The following is a 15,966-nucleotide window of genomic DNA, read 5'->3' on the forward strand; positions in this document are numbered from 1 at the left end:
CGCCCGATGACACCGGAGCGCGAACCCGTCGTCCTGCCCCTGCTCGACGACGACCGCGCGGCCCTGCGTGCCGACTGCGGCAGCTGTTCCGGGCTGTGCTGTGTGGCGCTCACCTTCTCCAAGTCCTCGGACTTCCCCGTGAACAAGGACGCGGGGAAGCCGTGCGGCAACCTGGCGGAGGACTTCCGGTGCGGCATCCACCGCGACCTCAGGGACAAGGGGTATCGGGGCTGCACCGTGTACGACTGCTTCGGCGCGGGGCAGCGGGTCTCCCAGGGCACCTTCGAGGGGCGCGACTGGCGTCGGGATCCGGCCACCGCGCGGCAGATGTTCGAGGTGTTCCCGCTCATGCGGCAGATCCACGAACTGCTCTGGTACCTGACCGAGGCGCTCACCTACCCGCAGACCCGGCCGATCGCCGCCGACCTCGAGCGCGTCCTCGCCGAGACGGAGCGGCTGGCGCAGGGCACCCCTGACGCGGTCGCCGGCACGGACGTCGCCGCCCACCGTCAGACCGTCAACACGCTCCTGCTGCGCACCAGCGAACTCGTCCGCGCCGAGCACCGGGGCCCGGGGGGCGATGGCACCAAGGGCGGCGGAGGCGGCAAGGGCGGTCGCGGCGGCAAGGGCGCCAAGGGTGCGAAGGGCGCCAAGAAGAATGACCGCAGGGGCGCCGACCTCATCGGGGCGCGGCTCAAGGGCGCCGACCTCAAGGGTGTCGACCTGCGCGGCGCGTATCTCATCGGCGCCGACCTGCGCGACGCCGACCTGCGGGCGGCCGACCTCATCGGCGTGGACTTCCGCGACGCGGACCTGCGCGGCGCCGACCTGACCGGCGCGCTCTTCCTCACCCAGTCGCAGGTGAACGCGGCCAAGGGCGACGACCGCACGAAACTTCCCGGCGCCCTCCACCGCCCCGGGCACTGGTCGCAGGACTGACCCGGCCACGCACCGCAGGCCACCCGCGGCACACCGCTACGTGTCGCACTCCAGCACCGTCCGGCACAGCGTGCACCGCACCCGCATCCGCCCCCGCACGGGCACCCGGATCCGCTGGTGGCACGTGGGACAGGGGAACGTCACGCGGAGCGCGCCGGGACCGTCGCCGGAGAAGCTGTACGCACCCGCGGCCCCGAACGCTCCGGACCCTCCGTTCGCCCCGGCCGCCCCGCCCCGCGCCGCCGTCCCGTGCTCACGCGCGTACCGCCGGTCCTTCGCGTACCGCCGCCGTCCCGCCCACCCCGCGGCCGTGAGCGGCGGCTGCTGCTCGTCGCGGCGGGCCTGGGCGAGGCCCTTCGTGTACGCCGTGTAGGCCTGCGCGCTGGTGAACCACGTCTCCGGAGCCTCGCCGAAGGCCAACGCCCGCTTGGCCAGGACGTATCCGAACTCCTCAGGGGTCAGATAGCCGAGCTTCTGCGAGGAGGCGCCGTCCTCGCGGTAGGCGTCGAGGAGCAGCCAGCCCGCGCCCAGATAGGTCGTGGCGGTGTCGGTCAGGATCTCGTTGTCGCGCGTGCCGGGGAACGACAGGTCGAGCCGGTGCAGATACACGTGCATGACCTCGTGGGCGAGGGCCGCGCCGATGTCCCTGCGATGCGTGCGGAAGCGGTCGTTCAGCTCGATGAAGTACTCGGGCCCCGCGGCGAGTTCGACGGACGCGGCGTGCTGCATCTCGCGGAAGCCGACGATCATCCGGGCGTCGGGCAGGTGCAGGTGCCGCACCATCTCGCGGGCCACCCGCTGCGCGCCGAGGTGCAGGTCGTCCTGGTCGCCGAAAGCCACGTCGGCGGGGGCCACGCTGGTCTCGAAGGAGTGCACCGTGTCGTACGAGAGGCGTTTGTAGAGCGCCGTGACGGCGGCGCGCACGGTCTCCAGATGGGGGTAGCCGTGCACGACGGGACCGCCGGTGACCGTCACATCCGCACCCCCTGAGGACTCCACCGGGACACTGCGACTCGCCCACCACTCTACGGGCGTCGCGCCCTGTTGTACGGGCCTCGTACGCGTCGCGGGCCGCCCCGCTCGACAGGTCTGGCCGGAAACGGCCCCTTGTCCTGAGCGGACACCGATCTCCATAATCCGCAACAACGCTTTGGCGGGCACATGTCACCCACGCGCATCCGGCGACAGCGCGACCGGACGGCAGGGTTCGTCACGCGTGCACCGCCCCGCGAACCCCCCACCAAGGAGAGTCAGTTGAAGACCAAGATGCGTGGAGTCAAGAGAGCCGCCACCCTCGGAGCGATCGCGCTCGCCACCGTCAGCCTTCAGCCCGTGGCCGCCCAGGCGGCCCCGCACCCGGGCCCGCAGCCGAGCGAGAGTGTCGTCGGCGGCACCCGCGCCCAGCAGGGCGAGTTCCCGTTCATGATCCGTCTCTCGATGGGCTGCGGCGGCGCGCTGTACGCGCAGAACATCGTGCTGACCGCCGCCCACTGTGTGGACGGCTCCGGCAGCAACACCAGCATCACCGCGACCGCCGGCACCGTGGACCTGCAGAGCAGCTCCGCGATCAAGGTGAAGTCCACCAAGGTCCTCCAGGCCCCCGGCTACAACGGCAAGGGCAAGGACTGGGCGCTCATCAAGCTGGCGAAGCCGATCGACCTGCCCACGCTGAAGATCGCCAAGGACACCAAGTACAACAAGGGCGACTTCACCGTCGCGGGCTGGGGCGCCACCAGGGAAGGCGGCGCCCAGCAGCGCTACCTCATGAAGGCGACCGTCCCGTTCGTCAGTGACGCCGACTGCCAGGCCGCCTACGGCAACGAGCTGACGCCCGCCGAGGAGATCTGCGCGGGCAGGCTCGCCCAGGGCGGCGTGGACACCTGCCAGGGCGACTCGGGCGGCCCCATGTTCCGCAAGGACGACACCGGCGCGTACATCCAGGTCGGCATCGTCAGCTGGGGCAACGGGTGCGCACGGCCGCAGTACCCCGGCGTCTACACCGAGGTGTCGACCTTCGCGAGCGCCATAGCCACGGCGGCCTCACAGCTCTGAGGCCGGGCACCGTCGGGACCTCACGGCACGCCGTGAGTTCCTGACGGTCCGTCGGGGCCTCCGCGGCCCCGACGGTTAGTCCAAGACCTGTCCCTCCTTTGTCCATGGGCGCGTCCGCCCCACCCGACACATGGTGAGCGGCACGAATTCCGTCCCGTGGAGGGGTGCCGCATGCCGCCGTCAGACAGGTCAGGGCCGAGCCGTCGAGTCGTGGTCGCCACCGGCGCGATCGCCGGGGTGGGGGCCGCGCTCGGCGCGGGCGGCAGCGCGTTCGCCCAGAGTGCGACCAAGGGCCGGGGCGCCCCCGCCGGGCCCCACGCCGACGAGGTGGTCCTGCGCTCGAAAGACCTGGACGTGCGCGTCGCCACCGCCTTCCCGAGCGTCGTCTCGTACACCGACCGCGCGAGCGGCGCCCTGCTGCACGGCCGCGCGGACACCCCCGCCACCGTCCTCATCGACGACGCCGAGCACACCCCCAAGGTCACCGTCACGACGCGCCGCTCACGCGCCGCCTACGTCCTCACCTTCGACGGCGGCACCCGCATCGACGTGGAGATCACGGTCGAGGGCCACCAGGTCCACTGGCGCGTCACGCGGATCGCGGACACGGCCGCGCTGCGCGTCGGCACCCTCCGCATCCCCGGACTCACCCTGCTCGCCGTGCGCAGCGACCAGCCCGGCGCCGCCCTCCTCGCCGCCAAGGTGCAGCTCGACAAGGCCAAGAGCGGCGACACCCTCGTACGACCCGCGAAGGACACGCCCGCGCAGGCGCCGACCGGATGCGCGTACGCCGTCGTCGCACACGACCGGCTCGGCGGCGCCGTCGAGACGAACACCGTCTACGACAAGCCCACCTCGGAGGCGGGCACCACCTGGGAGAACGGCCGCCTGTGGCGCGAGACGGTACGCCCCACCGCGAACGCCGACTACGTAGAGGCCCGGTTGAGCCCCGGACAGTGGACGCACCGCGCCGCGACCGCCCCCGTCGACGCCACCGAACCCCTCCCGTACGCCACCGTCGTCATCACCGGCGACCGCAACGGCGACGGCAAGGTCGACTGGCAGGACGCCGCGATCGCCTTCCGCGACATCATGGTCACCCCGCTCGGCGCCGACGAGCAGCACCTGAGAGTCGTCCCGCACATCCCCTTCAACTTCGCCTCGCAGGCCACCAACCCGTTCCTCGCCACCCTCGACAACGTCAAGCGGATCCACCTGGCGACCGACGGCCTGCGCCAGTACACGCTCCTCAAGGGCTACCAGTCCGAGGGCCACGACTCCGCCCACCCCGACTACGCGGACAACTACAACACCCGCGCGGGCGGCCTCGACGACCTCAACACCCTGGTCCGCGAGGGCAAGAAGTGGAACAGCGACTTCAGCGTGCACGTCAACGCCACCGAGTCGTACCCCGTCGCCAAGGCGTTCTCCGACAAGCTCGTCGACAAGAACAACGAACAGTGGGACTGGCTCGACCAGAGCTACCGCATCGACCAGCGCCGCGACCTCGTCTCCGGAGACATCGTCCAACGCTTCGCCGACCTGCGCGCCCAGACACACCCCGGCCTGAACGCCCTCTACATCGACGTGTTCCGCGAGTCGGGATGGACCTCCGACCGCCTCCAGCGCGCCCTCCGCGAACAGGGCTGGACCATCACCACGGAGTGGGGCCACGGCTTCGAACGCTCCGCGATCTGGTCGCACTGGGCCACCGAGACCGACTACGGCGGCGACACCTCACGCGGCATCAACTCCCGCCTCATCCGCTTCGTCCGCAACCACCAGAAGGACGTCTTCGCCGACAAGTGGCCCACCCTCCTCGGCGTCGCCCGCATGGGCAACTTCGAGGGCTGGGTCGGCAAGACCGACTGGCACGCCTTCTACGACCTGATCTGGACCCACTCGCTGCCCGCCAAATACCTCCAGGCGTACCCCATCAAGACATGGGACGAGCACGACATCACCTTCTACGGAGACAAGCGGTCCGGAGCGGCCACCACGGTCTCCGACGCCACCGGGAAGCGCCGCATCACCACGGACGGAAACGTCGTCTACGAAGACGGCCGCTACCTCCTGCCCTGGGAACCCCGCACGGCACACGACCCCGCGAAGCTCTACCACTACAACCCCTCCGGAGGGACCAGCAGCTGGCAGCTGCCCCGCGGGTGGGCCCGCCGCTCCCGCGTGGCCCTCTACCGGCTCACCGACCAAGGGCGCGTCTTCGAGTCGTACGTCTCCGTAGCGGGCGGAAAAGTCACCCTCGAGGCCGAGCCGAAGCAGCCCTACGTCCTCTACCGCGAGCGCGCCGCCGCCCTGCCCGACCCGCACTGGGGCCAGGGCACCCCGCTGCACGACCCGAGCTTCCACTCCGGGTCCCTCAAGGGGTGGCAGGTCAGCGGCCCCGCCTCCGTGGAACTCAGCCCCCTCGGCGACCACGAACTGGTCATCGCCGCGGGCGGCGCGGCCTCCGTCGGACAGCGGCTCGCCCGCCTCAAAGCCGGCACCTACGTCGCGTCCGTGCAGGTCGAGGTCGGCGAGAAGCCGGGGGAGCGGCGCACGGCCACCCTGGAGGTGCGCACCGCGGACGGCATCACCGCCGCCAACTCCACCGACACGTCCACCGCGGGCAACTACGTCGCCGCCGACCGCAAGCACGGCACCCGCTTCCAGCGCATGTTCACGTACTTCACCGTCCCCGAAGGGGGCGGCACCGCCGAGCTGACGCTGCGCGCCGGGAAGGGCGACGCGCGCGTGCGCTTCGACAACGTACGGATCGTCGCGACCCCGCGCCCCGCCGTGCCGCCCCGCGCGACCGTCGTCCGCGAGGACTTCGAGTACGTCCCACAGGGCTGGGGCCCCTTCGTGAAGGGCGACGCGGGCGACGTCACCGACCCGCGCACCCACATCGCGCAGCGCCACGGCCCGTACACGCAGCGCGGCTGGAACGGCAAGGCGATCGACGACGTCATCGACGGCTCGAACTCACTGAAGTCACGCGGCGAGAACACCGGGCTCGTCTACCGCACCGTCCCGCACACCGTCCGCTTCGAGCCCGGCAAGCGGTACCGCGTCTCCTTCCGGTACGAGAACGAGAAGGCGGGCCAGTACGCCTGGATCACCGCCGTCGACGAACCGGCACCCCGCGAACTCGACCGCAAGGACCTCCCGGTCGCCACCGGCCCCACCACCCTCACCCACGAGTTCACCGCCCCCGCCAAGGGCGAGGCCTGGGTGGGCCTGCGCAAGACCGGCGACGACGGCAAGGCGGAGTTCGTACTGGACGCGTTCGAGGTCAGGGAGGTCTAAGAGCCTGTCTTTGAAGCCGACCCCCGCCGAACGGACCTCAGGGAGCCAGTGCACGACAGGGCCCGCCCCCTCCAGGAGAGGGAGCGGGCCCCGGCAACGGGAGCCTCACTCCAGCCGGATCGTCCCCCCACCCTCCTCCAGCTCCAGGACCCACACCTCGTTCACCCCGGCCCGCAGCACCGGACCAGGCACGTACAGCGTCGTCTGCGGGCCCGCCGACCAGTAACGGCCCAGGTTGAAGCCGTTCACCCACACGAAGCCACGGGTCCAGCCCGGCAGGCCGAGCGACGCGTCACCGGGGGAGGACACCTCCACCGTGCCCCGGTACAGGCCGGGCCGCCCCTCCCCGGGACCCGCCGAAGCGATCGCCCGCACCGCCGACGGCACGTCGAACGCGTCCAGGCGCAGCGCCCGCGCCCGCACCCCGTGCAGATACTGCCGCTCGTGCAGGATCCCCCCGGTGATCCCCTTGGCCTCACCCGTCCGCGGCCCGTAATTGACCCTCCCCAGGGACTCCACCCACAGCTCCACGCGCGCGTGCCCCGCCACCGGATCGAGCAGCGTGGGCGTGCCCTCCGTCAGGACACCGGCCCGCTCCCCGTCGACGTACACCACCGCCCGGTCCCGCAGCCCCCGCACACTCAGCGGATACGGCTCGCGCGGCCCCGGCACCGTCACCGCGTACCGCACCAGACCGCGGTCCACGTCCAGCTCCTCGAACGTGGGCGGAACGGCGTACTCCGCCTCCGGGGAGCCGAGCGCGTCCAGGACCGCGCCCAGCGGCGCCCACTCCGACAGAGCCGCCGACACGGACTCCTCCAGCGACGGCGGCGGCGCAGGCGGCTCGGGCAGGGGAGCGGACGCGTACTCCGCGAGGACCTTCCTGAACGTCCAGAACTTGGGCGTCGCCCGCCCGGACTCGTCGACGGGCGCGTCGTAGTCGTACGACGTCACATCCGGCTGCAACTCCCCGTCGTGCAGCGAACCGCCGCCCCGATTGGCGCCCGCCCAACCCGCGAAGTTCGTACCCCCGTGCGCCATGTACAGATTCACCGACGCACCGCACTCCAGGATCTCGCGCAGCGCCGCCGCGGCGTCCTCCGCATCCCGCACGACGTGCTCCGCACCCCAGTGGTCGAACCAGCCGCACCAGAACTCCATGCACATCAGCGGCCCCTTCGGCCGGTGCCTGCGCAGCGTCCCGAAACCCGCCCCGGCACCCGACCCGAAGTTCACCGTCGCCAGGACCCCCGGAATCGACCCCCCGGTCAGCATGTGGTCCTCGGGCCCGTCCGACGTGCACAACGGCACCTCGACACCCTCCGCGAGCAGCAGGTCCGCAAGACGCCGCAGATACACCCCGTCCGAACCGTAACTGCCGTACTCGTTCTCGACCTGCACCATGATCACCGGGCCGCCCCGGTGCCGCTGCCGCCCCACGACCTGCGGCAGAAGCCGCCGGAACCAACGGCTCACATGCCCCAGATACTCCTCGTCACGCGTCCGCGCCCGCACCCCCACCGCACCCGTCAGCCAGTGCGGAAGCCCACCGTTCTCCCACTCCGCGCAGATGTACGGACCCGGCCGCACGATCGCCCACAAGCCCGCATCCTGAGCCGCGTCCAGGAACCGGCCGAGCGCCTCGACATCGCGGTACGCGCCCGGCCGCGGCTCGTGCAGATTCCACGGAACGTACGTCTCCACACAGTTCAGGCCCATCGCCCGCAGCATCGCGAGACGGTGCCCCCACTGCGCCTCGTGCACCCGGAAATAGTGCATCGCACCGGACAACAGCCGCACCGGCCGCCCGTCCACCTCGAAATCGTCCTCGCCGACCCTGAACCCGTTCATCGCGTCCTCTCGCTCACGTCCCGCCCACGATCACCTCTGGCGGGGCGCAGGGTCCATGGACAAAGATCGATCCCGGTTGGACGCAAGGAGCGGGCCAGCGCCCGGACGAAAGGGACGCACGCGGATGTACCACACGTGGATGCGGTATTTCACTCCCAGCCCCGCCCACCACAAACTCGGCCTCGCCTGCCTCGGCGTCGGCCTGCAACACGGCCTCCTGCCGACCGTCGGCCCCCGCACCCTCGACCACCACGTCGCCGTCGTCATCAGCTCCGGCGGCGGCTGGTTCCGCGGACCCGACGGCCGCCGCACCGCCGTCACCGCACCCGCCCTGATCTGGCTCACCCCCGGCGCACGCCACCACTACGGACCCGACCCCGACACCGGCTGGGACGAGTGCTTCGTCGACTTCACCGGACCCGCCACCACCACATACACCGAACTCGGCTACATCGAACCCACCCGCCCCGTCGTACCGCTCTCCGACGCCGCCGGAGCCCGCGCCGTCGTCGCCCGCATCGCCCGCGCCGCCCGCCGCGGCAACCCCCTCCTCGAAGTCGAGACCGGCGCCGCCGTCCACGAACTCCTCGTCGCCCTGCGCCGCGCCCGCGCCGACATCGCCCCCGACGGCGACCCCGTCCTCCAAGCCCTCGCCCGCGACGCCTTCCAGCCCCTGTCCGTCGCCGAACACGCCGCCCGGCACGGCATGACCCCCGCGGAACTCCGCACCGCCGTACGACGCGGCGCCGGCTGCAGCCCCAAGGACTACCTCCTCGGCATCCGCCTCGGCCGCGCCAAAGAACTCCTCGCCGCCACCGAACTCCCCGTCGCCGCCGTCGCCCGCCGCGTCGGCTACGACGACCCGGCGTACTTTTCACGCCTCTTCACCCGCCGGGTCGGAATGGCCCCCATACGCTTCCGCGACCAACAAGGAAGGGCCGTACCCGGCGGCTGGTCCCAACAGATACCCGACCCCGAGCACCCACCCATTTTGCGCTCTTCCGCCGACAGCGGCCCCGGACCGGCCACGTAGGCTCGGGGACCATGACCACCAGCCACACCAGCGACGACAACGTGAACGGCACCACCCCCGCACAGACCGCGGACGAAGCCGTGCGCGCCGAGCTCTCCCGCCTGCGCGACAGCATCGACAACATCGACGCCGCCGTCGTCCACATGCTCGCCGAACGCTTCAAATGCACCCAGCAGGTCGGCCACCTCAAAGCTCAGCACCACCTGCCGCCCGCCGACCCGAACCGCGAGGCCCGCCAGATCACCCGCCTCCGCGAACTCGCCGAAAGCGCCAAACTCGACCCGGCCTTCGCCGAGAAACTCCTCAACTTCATCATCGCCGAGGTCATCAGGCACCACGAAACGATCGCCAAGTCCGCCTAGGGCCTGAGATGTGAGTCCTACACCCCTGCCCGCACCATCGGGCAGCATGGCCCCATGCCCGTACTGACGCGCGACGAAGCGCAGACCCGAGCCCAGCTCATCGACGTCCACCGGTACACGGTCGAGCTCGATCTGACCCGGGCGGCCGACCCCGCCCGCGACACCTTCGACTCCCACACCGTCATCCGCTTCAGCGCCCGCACCCAAGGCGCCACCTTCGTCGAGCTCAAGCCCGCCGAGCTGCGCTCCGTCACCCTCGACGGGCACCCCATCGACATCACAGGCCCCGCCGCACTCGACGACAACCGGCTCACCCTCGACGCGCTCACCCCCGGCGAACACGAACTCCGCGTCGACGCCGCCATGCGGTACTCCCGCACCGGCGAAGGCATGCACCGCTTCACCGACCCCACCGACGGCGAAACGTACCTCTACACCCAGCTCTTCATGGAAGACGTCCAGCGCGTCTTCGCCGCCTTCGACCAGCCCGACCTCAAAGCCGTCTTCGAGCTGACCGTCACCGCCCCCGAACAGTGGACCGTCCTCGCCAACGGCACCACCGAACACCTCGGCGCAGGAAAGTGGCGGGCCGCACCCACCCCCCTCATCTCCACCTACCTCGTCGCCGTCGCCGCAGGCCCCTGGCACTCCGTCCGCACCGAACACCACGGCCTGCCCTTCGGCATCCACTGCCGACGCTCCCTCGCCCCCCACATGGACGCCGACGCCGAAGAAATCCTCGACATCACCCGCGCCTGCTACGACCGCTACCACGAAAAATTCGAGGAACCCTACCCCTTCGACTCCTACGACCAGGCATTCGTCCCCGAATTCAACGCCGGCGCCATGGAGAACCCCGGACTCGTCACCTTCCGCGACGAATTCATCTACCGCTCCGCCGTCACCGACACCGAACGCCAGACCCGCGCCATGGTCATCGCCCACGAAATGGCCCACATGTGGTTCGGCGACCTCGTCACCCTCCGCTGGTGGGACGACATCTGGCTCAACGAGTCCTTCGCCGAGTACATGGGATTCCAGACCACCGCCGAAGCCACCCGCTTCACCGACCCCTGGACCGACTTCGGCATCGCCCGCAAATCCTGGGGCTACGACGCCGACCAGCGCCCCTCCACCCACCCCGTCGCCCCCGACCCCGACGCCGTCCCCGACACCGCGTCCGCCATGCTCAACTTCGACGGCATCTCCTACGCCAAGGGAGCCAGCGCCCTGCGCCAGCTCGTCGCCTGGCTCGGCGAAAAAGACTTCCTCACCGGCATCAACACCCACTTCGCCCGCCACAAATTCGGCAACGCCACCCTCGCCGACTTCATCGACTCACTCGCCCACGCCACCGACCGCGACGTCCACGCCTGGGCCGACGCCTGGCTGCGCACCACCGGCGTCGACACCCTCACCCCGAAAGTCACCCACACCGGCCGCACCTGGACCCTCACCGTCGACCGCGACGGCGGCCCCGACCACGAAGCCGGCCGACCCCACCGCATCGCCGTCGGCGTCTACGACCGCGACCTCTCCGGCGCCCCCGCCCTCGTCCTGCGCGAACGCTTCGAGACCGACATCCCCGCCACCGGCACCGACACCCCCCGCGACGGCGGCCGCCCCGCCCTCATCGTCCCCAACGACCAAGACCTCACCTACGCCAAGATCCGCCTCGACGACGTCTCCGAGGAAACCGCCCTGCGCGGCCTCTCCGGCGTCCCCGACGCCCTCACCCGCGCCGTCCTGTGGAACAGCCTCCGCGACATGGTCCGCGACGGCGAACTCGACGGCACCACCTACCTGGAAGCCGCCCGCACCCACCTCCCCGAGGAAACCGACCTCGCCATCGTCCAAGGCGTCCTCACCTTCGCCACGGTCCACATCGCCGACCGCATCACCACCCCCGACGAACGCCCCGCGGCCCTCGCCGTCCTCGGCGACCTCTGCCGCGACCTGATCCGCCGCACCGAAGACGGCACCAACCCCGGCCTGCGCCTCACCGCCGTCCGCGGCTTCATCGACATCGCCACCCAGCCCGCACCCCTCCAGGCCTGGCTCACCGAAGGCACCGTCCCCGGCGGACCCGAACTCGACCCCGAACTCCGCTGGCGCATCCTCACCCGCCTCGCCGTCCTCGACGCCACCGACGAGACAGCCATCGCCGCCGAACTCGAACGCGACCCCAGCGCCACCGGCCAGGAAGGCGCCGCCCGGTGCCGCGCCGCACTCCCCGACGCCGCCGCCAAACGAGCCGCCTGGGACGCCATGTTCGGCTCCGACGACCTGTCCAACTACCTCTTCACCGCCACCGCCCAGGGCTTCTGGCAGCCCGAACAGGCCGACCTCGTCAGGGAATACGTCCCCCGCTACTACGAAGACGCCGTCGCCCTCGCCGCACGCCGCGGCCCCGCCATGGCCGAAGCCGCCGGACGGTACGCCTTCCCCGCCCCCCTCGTCGACCCCGAAACCCTCCGCCTCGGCGAACGCTGCCTCCGCGACGCCGACCCCACCCCCGCCCTGCGCCGCAAACTCGTCGACCAGCTCGACGACCTGGCACGGGCCCTGCGCGTACGGGAGAGCAGCGCGGACACGAACGACACCGCGAGGTGACGCCGGTCAGGGGCGGCTGAGAAAGGCGGGCGGGGGGTGGGGCAATGCCCTTGCCCCCGGGGCCCCGCCTCCCGGCTGACGTTCCCCCTCTCCGCGGAGCGCCCGGGGCACGGGCCCGGAGCGACAATCTGCCCTCGCCGGGACCGGCCCCCCCCGGCCCAGAGCCCGGGGTCCCCGGGATCTGGAACCCGCAAGATCCCCGCTTCGCTCTCCGCCGGGACCGGCCCCGAGGCCCAGAGCCTGAAGGGGGGGTCCCCGGGATGTGGAACCCGCAAGATCCCCGCTTCGCTCTCTGCCGGGACCGCCCCCCCAGGCCCAGAGCCTGAAGGGGGGAGCCCCGGGATCTGGAATCCGCAAGATCCCCGCTTCATTCTCTGCCGGGACCGCCCCCCCAGGCCCAGAGCCTGAAGGGGGGAGCCCCGGGATCTGGAATCCGCAAGATCCCCGCTTCGCTCTCCGCCGGGACCGGCACCCCCGGCCGAGAGCCTGGCGGGGGCGAGCCCCGGACTCTGGAACCCCCGGGATCGCCACCCCCGCCCTCCGTCGGGACCGGCCTCCCGGTCCAGAGCCCAGCGGTCCCCGGACTCTGGAACCCGCAAGATCCCCGCCGGGACCGGCCCCCCCCGGCCCAGAGTCCCGGGGGCGGTCCCCGGAATCCGGAACCCGCAAGATCGGCCCCCTGCCCCCGTCGGGGCCGGCCTCCCGGCCCAGAGGCCGGCGGGGGGCGGTCCCCGGATCCCGGAACCCCCAAGATCGCCGCCCCGCCCCCCGGGGCACCCCTAGCACTCCCCGCACCCCCAACACGTTTTCTCCGCACGGCAGTACCACTTTCGGGTTCCCTTCGCCGCGGTATTCGGGCGAACCCCTCACGCGACGTACAGGCTGGTGCCCCGTACGCGCACCCGAAGGACAGCCCCATGAGTACCCCGCGCACCCCACCGCCCCTCGCCGGAGGCGCCCAAGGAGCCGATGCCCTGGAGCCGTTGCTCGACATCGCGCTCAGCGCCCTCCGCACAGGCGCCACCGCCCGCCGCGGCCCCCTCCCCGCAGGCGGACCCCGAACCGTCGCAGCCCACGTCCGCGCCGCCGCCCACCCCGTACTCCCCGAACACGGCACAGGACCCGAAACCGCGCTGCGCACCCTCATCCACACCCTCACCGAAGGCGCCGCCGACCCCGCGGAACCCCTCTGCGCCGCCCACCTCCACTGCCCGCCCCTCGCCGTCGCCACCGCCGCCGACCTCGCCGCGTCCGCCCTCAACCCCTCCATGGACTCCTGGGACCAGGCCCCCGCCGCGACCGCACTCGAAACCCTCGTCACCCACGCCCTCGCCACCCAGATCCACGACAACGGCGACGCCCTCATTACCACCGGCGGCACCGAAGCCAACCAACTGGCCCTCCTCCTCGCCCGCGAAACCCACGCCAACAGCGGCCCCGTCCGCCTCATCACCGGCGCCAACGCACACCACTCCCTCGCCCGCGCCGCCTGGCTCCTCGGACTCCCCGAACCCGTCACCGTGCCCGCCCCCGCCGGCACCCTCGACCCCGCCGCACTCGACGACGCCCTCACCGAACTCGGCGGCCCCCCGGGCACCCACCTCGTCGCCGCCACCGCGGGCACCACCGACGCAGGCCTCATCGACCCCCTCGACGACATCGCCGACCTCTGCGCCGCCCACGGCGCCCGCCTCCACGTCGACGCCGCCTACGGCGGAGGCCTCCTCTTCAGCGACACCCGCAGAACACAACTGCACGGCATCGACCGCGCCGACACCGTCGCCCTCGACCTCCACAAACTCGGCTGGCAACCCGCCGCCGCAGGCCTCATCGCCGTCCGCGACCCCCACGACCTCGACGCCCTCAACCACCGCGCCGACTACCTCAACGCCGACGACGACACCGACGCCGGACTCCCCGACCTCCTCGGCCGCTCCCTGCGCACCACACGACGCCCCGACGTACTCAAAATCGCCGTCACCCTCAAAGCACTCGGCCGCACCGGACTCGGCCACCTCGTCGACCAAGTCTGCGACCAGGCACAGCAGTTCGCCGAGCTCATCGACGCCCACCCCGCCTTCGAGCTCTACGACACCCCCACGATCAGCACCGTCCTCTTCCGCCCCACCGACGCCACCGACCACCACATCGCCCACGTACGACGACGCCTGCTCACCGAAGGCACCGCCGTCCTCGGCCGCACCGACCTCGACGGCCGCCGATGGCTCAAAGCCACCCTCCTCAACCCCCACACCCGCCCCGGCGACCTCACCGCACTCCTCAAACTCGTCGAGGACATCGAACCCGAAAAGGTTGAAGCCACCCACACGAAAGGAACCACCCCCAGATGACCGACACCCCCGACCACCCCGGACCCCAACCGCCCTCCACCACCCCCGAACACCCCCGAGACCTGGTCGGCATCGGCATCGGCCCCTTCAACCTCTCCCTCGCCGCCCTCGCCCACCCCCTCACCGAACTCGACACCGCCTTCTACGAACAGCACCCCGCCTTCCACTGGCACCCCGGACTCCTCATCGACGGCGCCACCCTCCAAGTCCCCTTCCTCGCCGACCTCGTCACCCTCGCCGACCCCGCGAACCCCTGGTCCTTCCTCAACTACCTCAAGACCCGCGAACGCCTCTACCCCTTCTACTTCGCCGAGCGCTTCCACATCCAACGCGCCGAATACGACGCCTACTGCCGCTGGGTCAGCGAAAACCTCCCCGCACTCCACTTCGGACACCAGATCGACGCCGTCCGCTGGAACCCCGAACGCGACCTCTTCGAAGTCGACTACACCCAACTCGACACCGAAGGCGAAGCCGAAGCCCTGGGCCGCACCCACACCAAGAACATCGCCCTCGGCATCGGCACCGCCCCCCACATCCCCGACCCCCTCAAACCCCTGGCCGAAGCCCCCAACGTCCCCGTCATCCACTCCGCCCACTACCTCGACCATCGCGAACACCTCCTCACCGCCGACCACATCACCGTCATCGGCTCAGGCCAGTCCGGCGCCGAAATCTTCCTCGACCTCCTGCGCGCCCGCCCCACCGGACGCGAAAAAATCCACTGGCTCGCCCGCACCGAAGCGTTCGCCCCCATGGAGTACTCCAAACTCGGCCTCGAACACTTCACCCCCGACTACACCCGCTACTTCCACGCACTCCCCGAAGCCGTACGCGACGGCCTCGTCCCCCACCAATGGCAACTCCACAAAGGCATCGACACCGACACCATCACCGCCATCCACGACGAGCTCTACCGCCGCACCCTCCACGGCGGCTGGCCCGACGCCGTCCTCACCCCCGGCGTCTCCGTACGCACCGCAGGACGCGTCGCCACCACCCGCGTCGAACTCCACCTCGAACACCTGCAACAAGGCACCCGCTCCCGCCTCACCACCGACGCCGTCGTCCTCGCCACCGGCTACCGCGAACGCCCCCTCGACCAACTCCTCGCCGGCCTCGACCCCTACATCCGCAAGGACTCCTCCGCCCGCCCCCGCATCGACGACCAGTACCGCCTCGTCCTCGACCCCTCCGTCACCGGCTCCGTCTACGTACAGAACGCCGAACGCCACACCCACGGCGTCGGCGCCCCCGACCTCGGCCTCGCCGCCTGGCGCAGCGCCACCATCCTCAACAGCCTCACTGGCCGAAACCCCTACCCCCAGCCACAGCGCACCGCCTTCACCAGCTTCGGCCTCCACACCCCCGACCGGCCCACCCACACCACCGGCACCACCGGCCGCATCGGCGAACAGCGCGGAAACCTCGTACGCCTCAAGACATGACAGACACTCCG

The 15,966-nt window shown here is 71.3% G+C and carries 10 protein-coding genes; 8 read left to right on the forward strand and 2 right to left on the reverse strand.

Going from position 1 to position 15,966, the window contains the following annotated elements; genetic code table 11:
• Window positions 1–6 precede the first annotated feature (6 nt).
• On the forward strand, window positions 7–939 hold the full coding sequence (locus tag AC07DO_RS05540; protein WP_479057275.1) for a pentapeptide repeat-containing protein: 933 nt from the start codon (window positions 7–9) through the stop codon (window positions 937–939).
• Between the two features lie 36 nt (window positions 940–975).
• On the opposite strand, the gene AC07DO_RS05545 is transcribed toward AC07DO_RS05540, so the two are convergent.
• Window positions 976–1,914: a hypothetical protein gene (locus tag AC07DO_RS05545; protein ID WP_479057277.1), complete on the reverse strand. Its 939-nt coding sequence runs from the start codon at window positions 1,912–1,914 to the stop codon at window positions 976–978.
• A 291-nt stretch (window positions 1,915–2,205) separates the two neighbouring features.
• On the opposite strand from AC07DO_RS05545, the gene AC07DO_RS05550 reads away from it, so the two are divergent.
• Together AC07DO_RS05550 and AC07DO_RS05555 are read left to right on the forward strand one after the other, a co-directional pair.
• Entirely contained in the window at window positions 2,206–2,991 is a 786-nt protein-coding gene (locus AC07DO_RS05550) for a S1 family peptidase (RefSeq protein WP_479057536.1), read from the forward strand.
• A gap of 171 nt (window positions 2,992–3,162) precedes the next feature.
• Window positions 3,163–6,297, forward strand: coding sequence for an endo-alpha-N-acetylgalactosaminidase family protein (locus tag AC07DO_RS05555; RefSeq protein WP_479057279.1), 3,135 nt, complete (start codon window positions 3,163–3,165; stop codon window positions 6,295–6,297).
• Between the two features lie 105 nt (window positions 6,298–6,402).
• Here AC07DO_RS05555 and AC07DO_RS05560 read toward each other — a convergent pair whose 3' ends face one another.
• Window positions 6,403–8,148: a beta-galactosidase gene (locus AC07DO_RS05560; RefSeq protein ID WP_479057281.1), complete on the reverse strand. Its 1,746-nt coding sequence runs from the start codon at window positions 8,146–8,148 to the stop codon at window positions 6,403–6,405.
• A 124-nt stretch (window positions 8,149–8,272) separates the two neighbouring features.
• On the opposite strand from AC07DO_RS05560, the gene AC07DO_RS05565 reads away from it, so the two are divergent.
• The 5 genes from AC07DO_RS05565 to AC07DO_RS05585 all read left to right on the forward strand — a co-directional run bounded on the left by AC07DO_RS05565 (window position 8,273) and on the right by AC07DO_RS05585 (window position 15,955).
• Window positions 8,273–9,181: a helix-turn-helix domain-containing protein gene (locus AC07DO_RS05565; protein ID WP_479057283.1), complete on the forward strand. Its 909-nt coding sequence runs from the start codon at window positions 8,273–8,275 to the stop codon at window positions 9,179–9,181.
• A gap of 11 nt (window positions 9,182–9,192) precedes the next feature.
• Window positions 9,193–9,543 (forward strand): chorismate mutase, encoded by a 351-nt coding sequence (locus AC07DO_RS05570; RefSeq protein ID WP_479057284.1) that lies wholly within the window; start codon window positions 9,193–9,195, stop codon window positions 9,541–9,543.
• A 54-nt stretch (window positions 9,544–9,597) separates the two neighbouring features.
• Window positions 9,598–12,156, forward strand: a complete 2,559-nt coding sequence (pepN, locus tag AC07DO_RS05575) for an aminopeptidase N (protein WP_479057285.1) — start codon at window positions 9,598–9,600, stop codon at window positions 12,154–12,156.
• A 917-nt stretch (window positions 12,157–13,073) separates the two neighbouring features.
• Window positions 13,074–14,507: a pyridoxal phosphate-dependent decarboxylase family protein gene (locus tag AC07DO_RS05580; protein ID WP_479057287.1), complete on the forward strand. Its 1,434-nt coding sequence runs from the start codon at window positions 13,074–13,076 to the stop codon at window positions 14,505–14,507.
• Window positions 14,504–15,955 carry a lysine N(6)-hydroxylase/L-ornithine N(5)-oxygenase family protein gene (locus AC07DO_RS05585; RefSeq protein WP_479057289.1) on the forward strand — a complete coding sequence of 484 codons (1,452 nt, stop codon included), beginning with the start codon at window positions 14,504–14,506 and terminating at the stop codon, window positions 15,953–15,955. Before AC07DO_RS05580 ends, AC07DO_RS05585 begins: the two co-directional genes overlap by 4 nt.
• The last annotated feature ends 11 nt before the right edge of the window (window positions 15,956–15,966 follow it).

The organism is Streptomyces sp. NPDC045678 (genome assembly GCF_056432085.1).

What these genes read in the sequence shown, in the direction of transcription:
- AC07DO_RS05555 (WP_479057279.1), top strand. Translation starts at nt 3,163, where the DNA reads ATGCCGCCGTCAGACAGGTCAGGGCCGAGCCGTCGAGTCGTGGTCGCC.
- AC07DO_RS05565 (WP_479057283.1), top strand. Translation starts at nt 8,273, where the DNA reads ATGTACCACACGTGGATGCGGTATTTCACTCCCAGCCCCGCCCACCAC.
- AC07DO_RS05550 (WP_479057536.1), top strand. Translation starts at nt 2,206, where the DNA reads ATGCGTGGAGTCAAGAGAGCCGCCACCCTCGGAGCGATCGCGCTCGCC.
- AC07DO_RS05560 (WP_479057281.1), bottom strand. Translation starts at nt 8,148, where the DNA reads ATGAACGGGTTCAGGGTCGGCGAGGACGATTTCGAGGTGGACGGGCGG.
- pepN (WP_479057285.1), top strand. Translation starts at nt 9,598, where the DNA reads ATGCCCGTACTGACGCGCGACGAAGCGCAGACCCGAGCCCAGCTCATC.
- AC07DO_RS05540 (WP_479057275.1), top strand. Translation starts at nt 7, where the DNA reads ATGACACCGGAGCGCGAACCCGTCGTCCTGCCCCTGCTCGACGACGAC.
- AC07DO_RS05580 (WP_479057287.1), top strand. Translation starts at nt 13,074, where the DNA reads ATGAGTACCCCGCGCACCCCACCGCCCCTCGCCGGAGGCGCCCAAGGA.
- AC07DO_RS05585 (WP_479057289.1), top strand. Translation starts at nt 14,504, where the DNA reads ATGACCGACACCCCCGACCACCCCGGACCCCAACCGCCCTCCACCACC.
- AC07DO_RS05570 (WP_479057284.1), top strand. Translation starts at nt 9,193, where the DNA reads ATGACCACCAGCCACACCAGCGACGACAACGTGAACGGCACCACCCCC.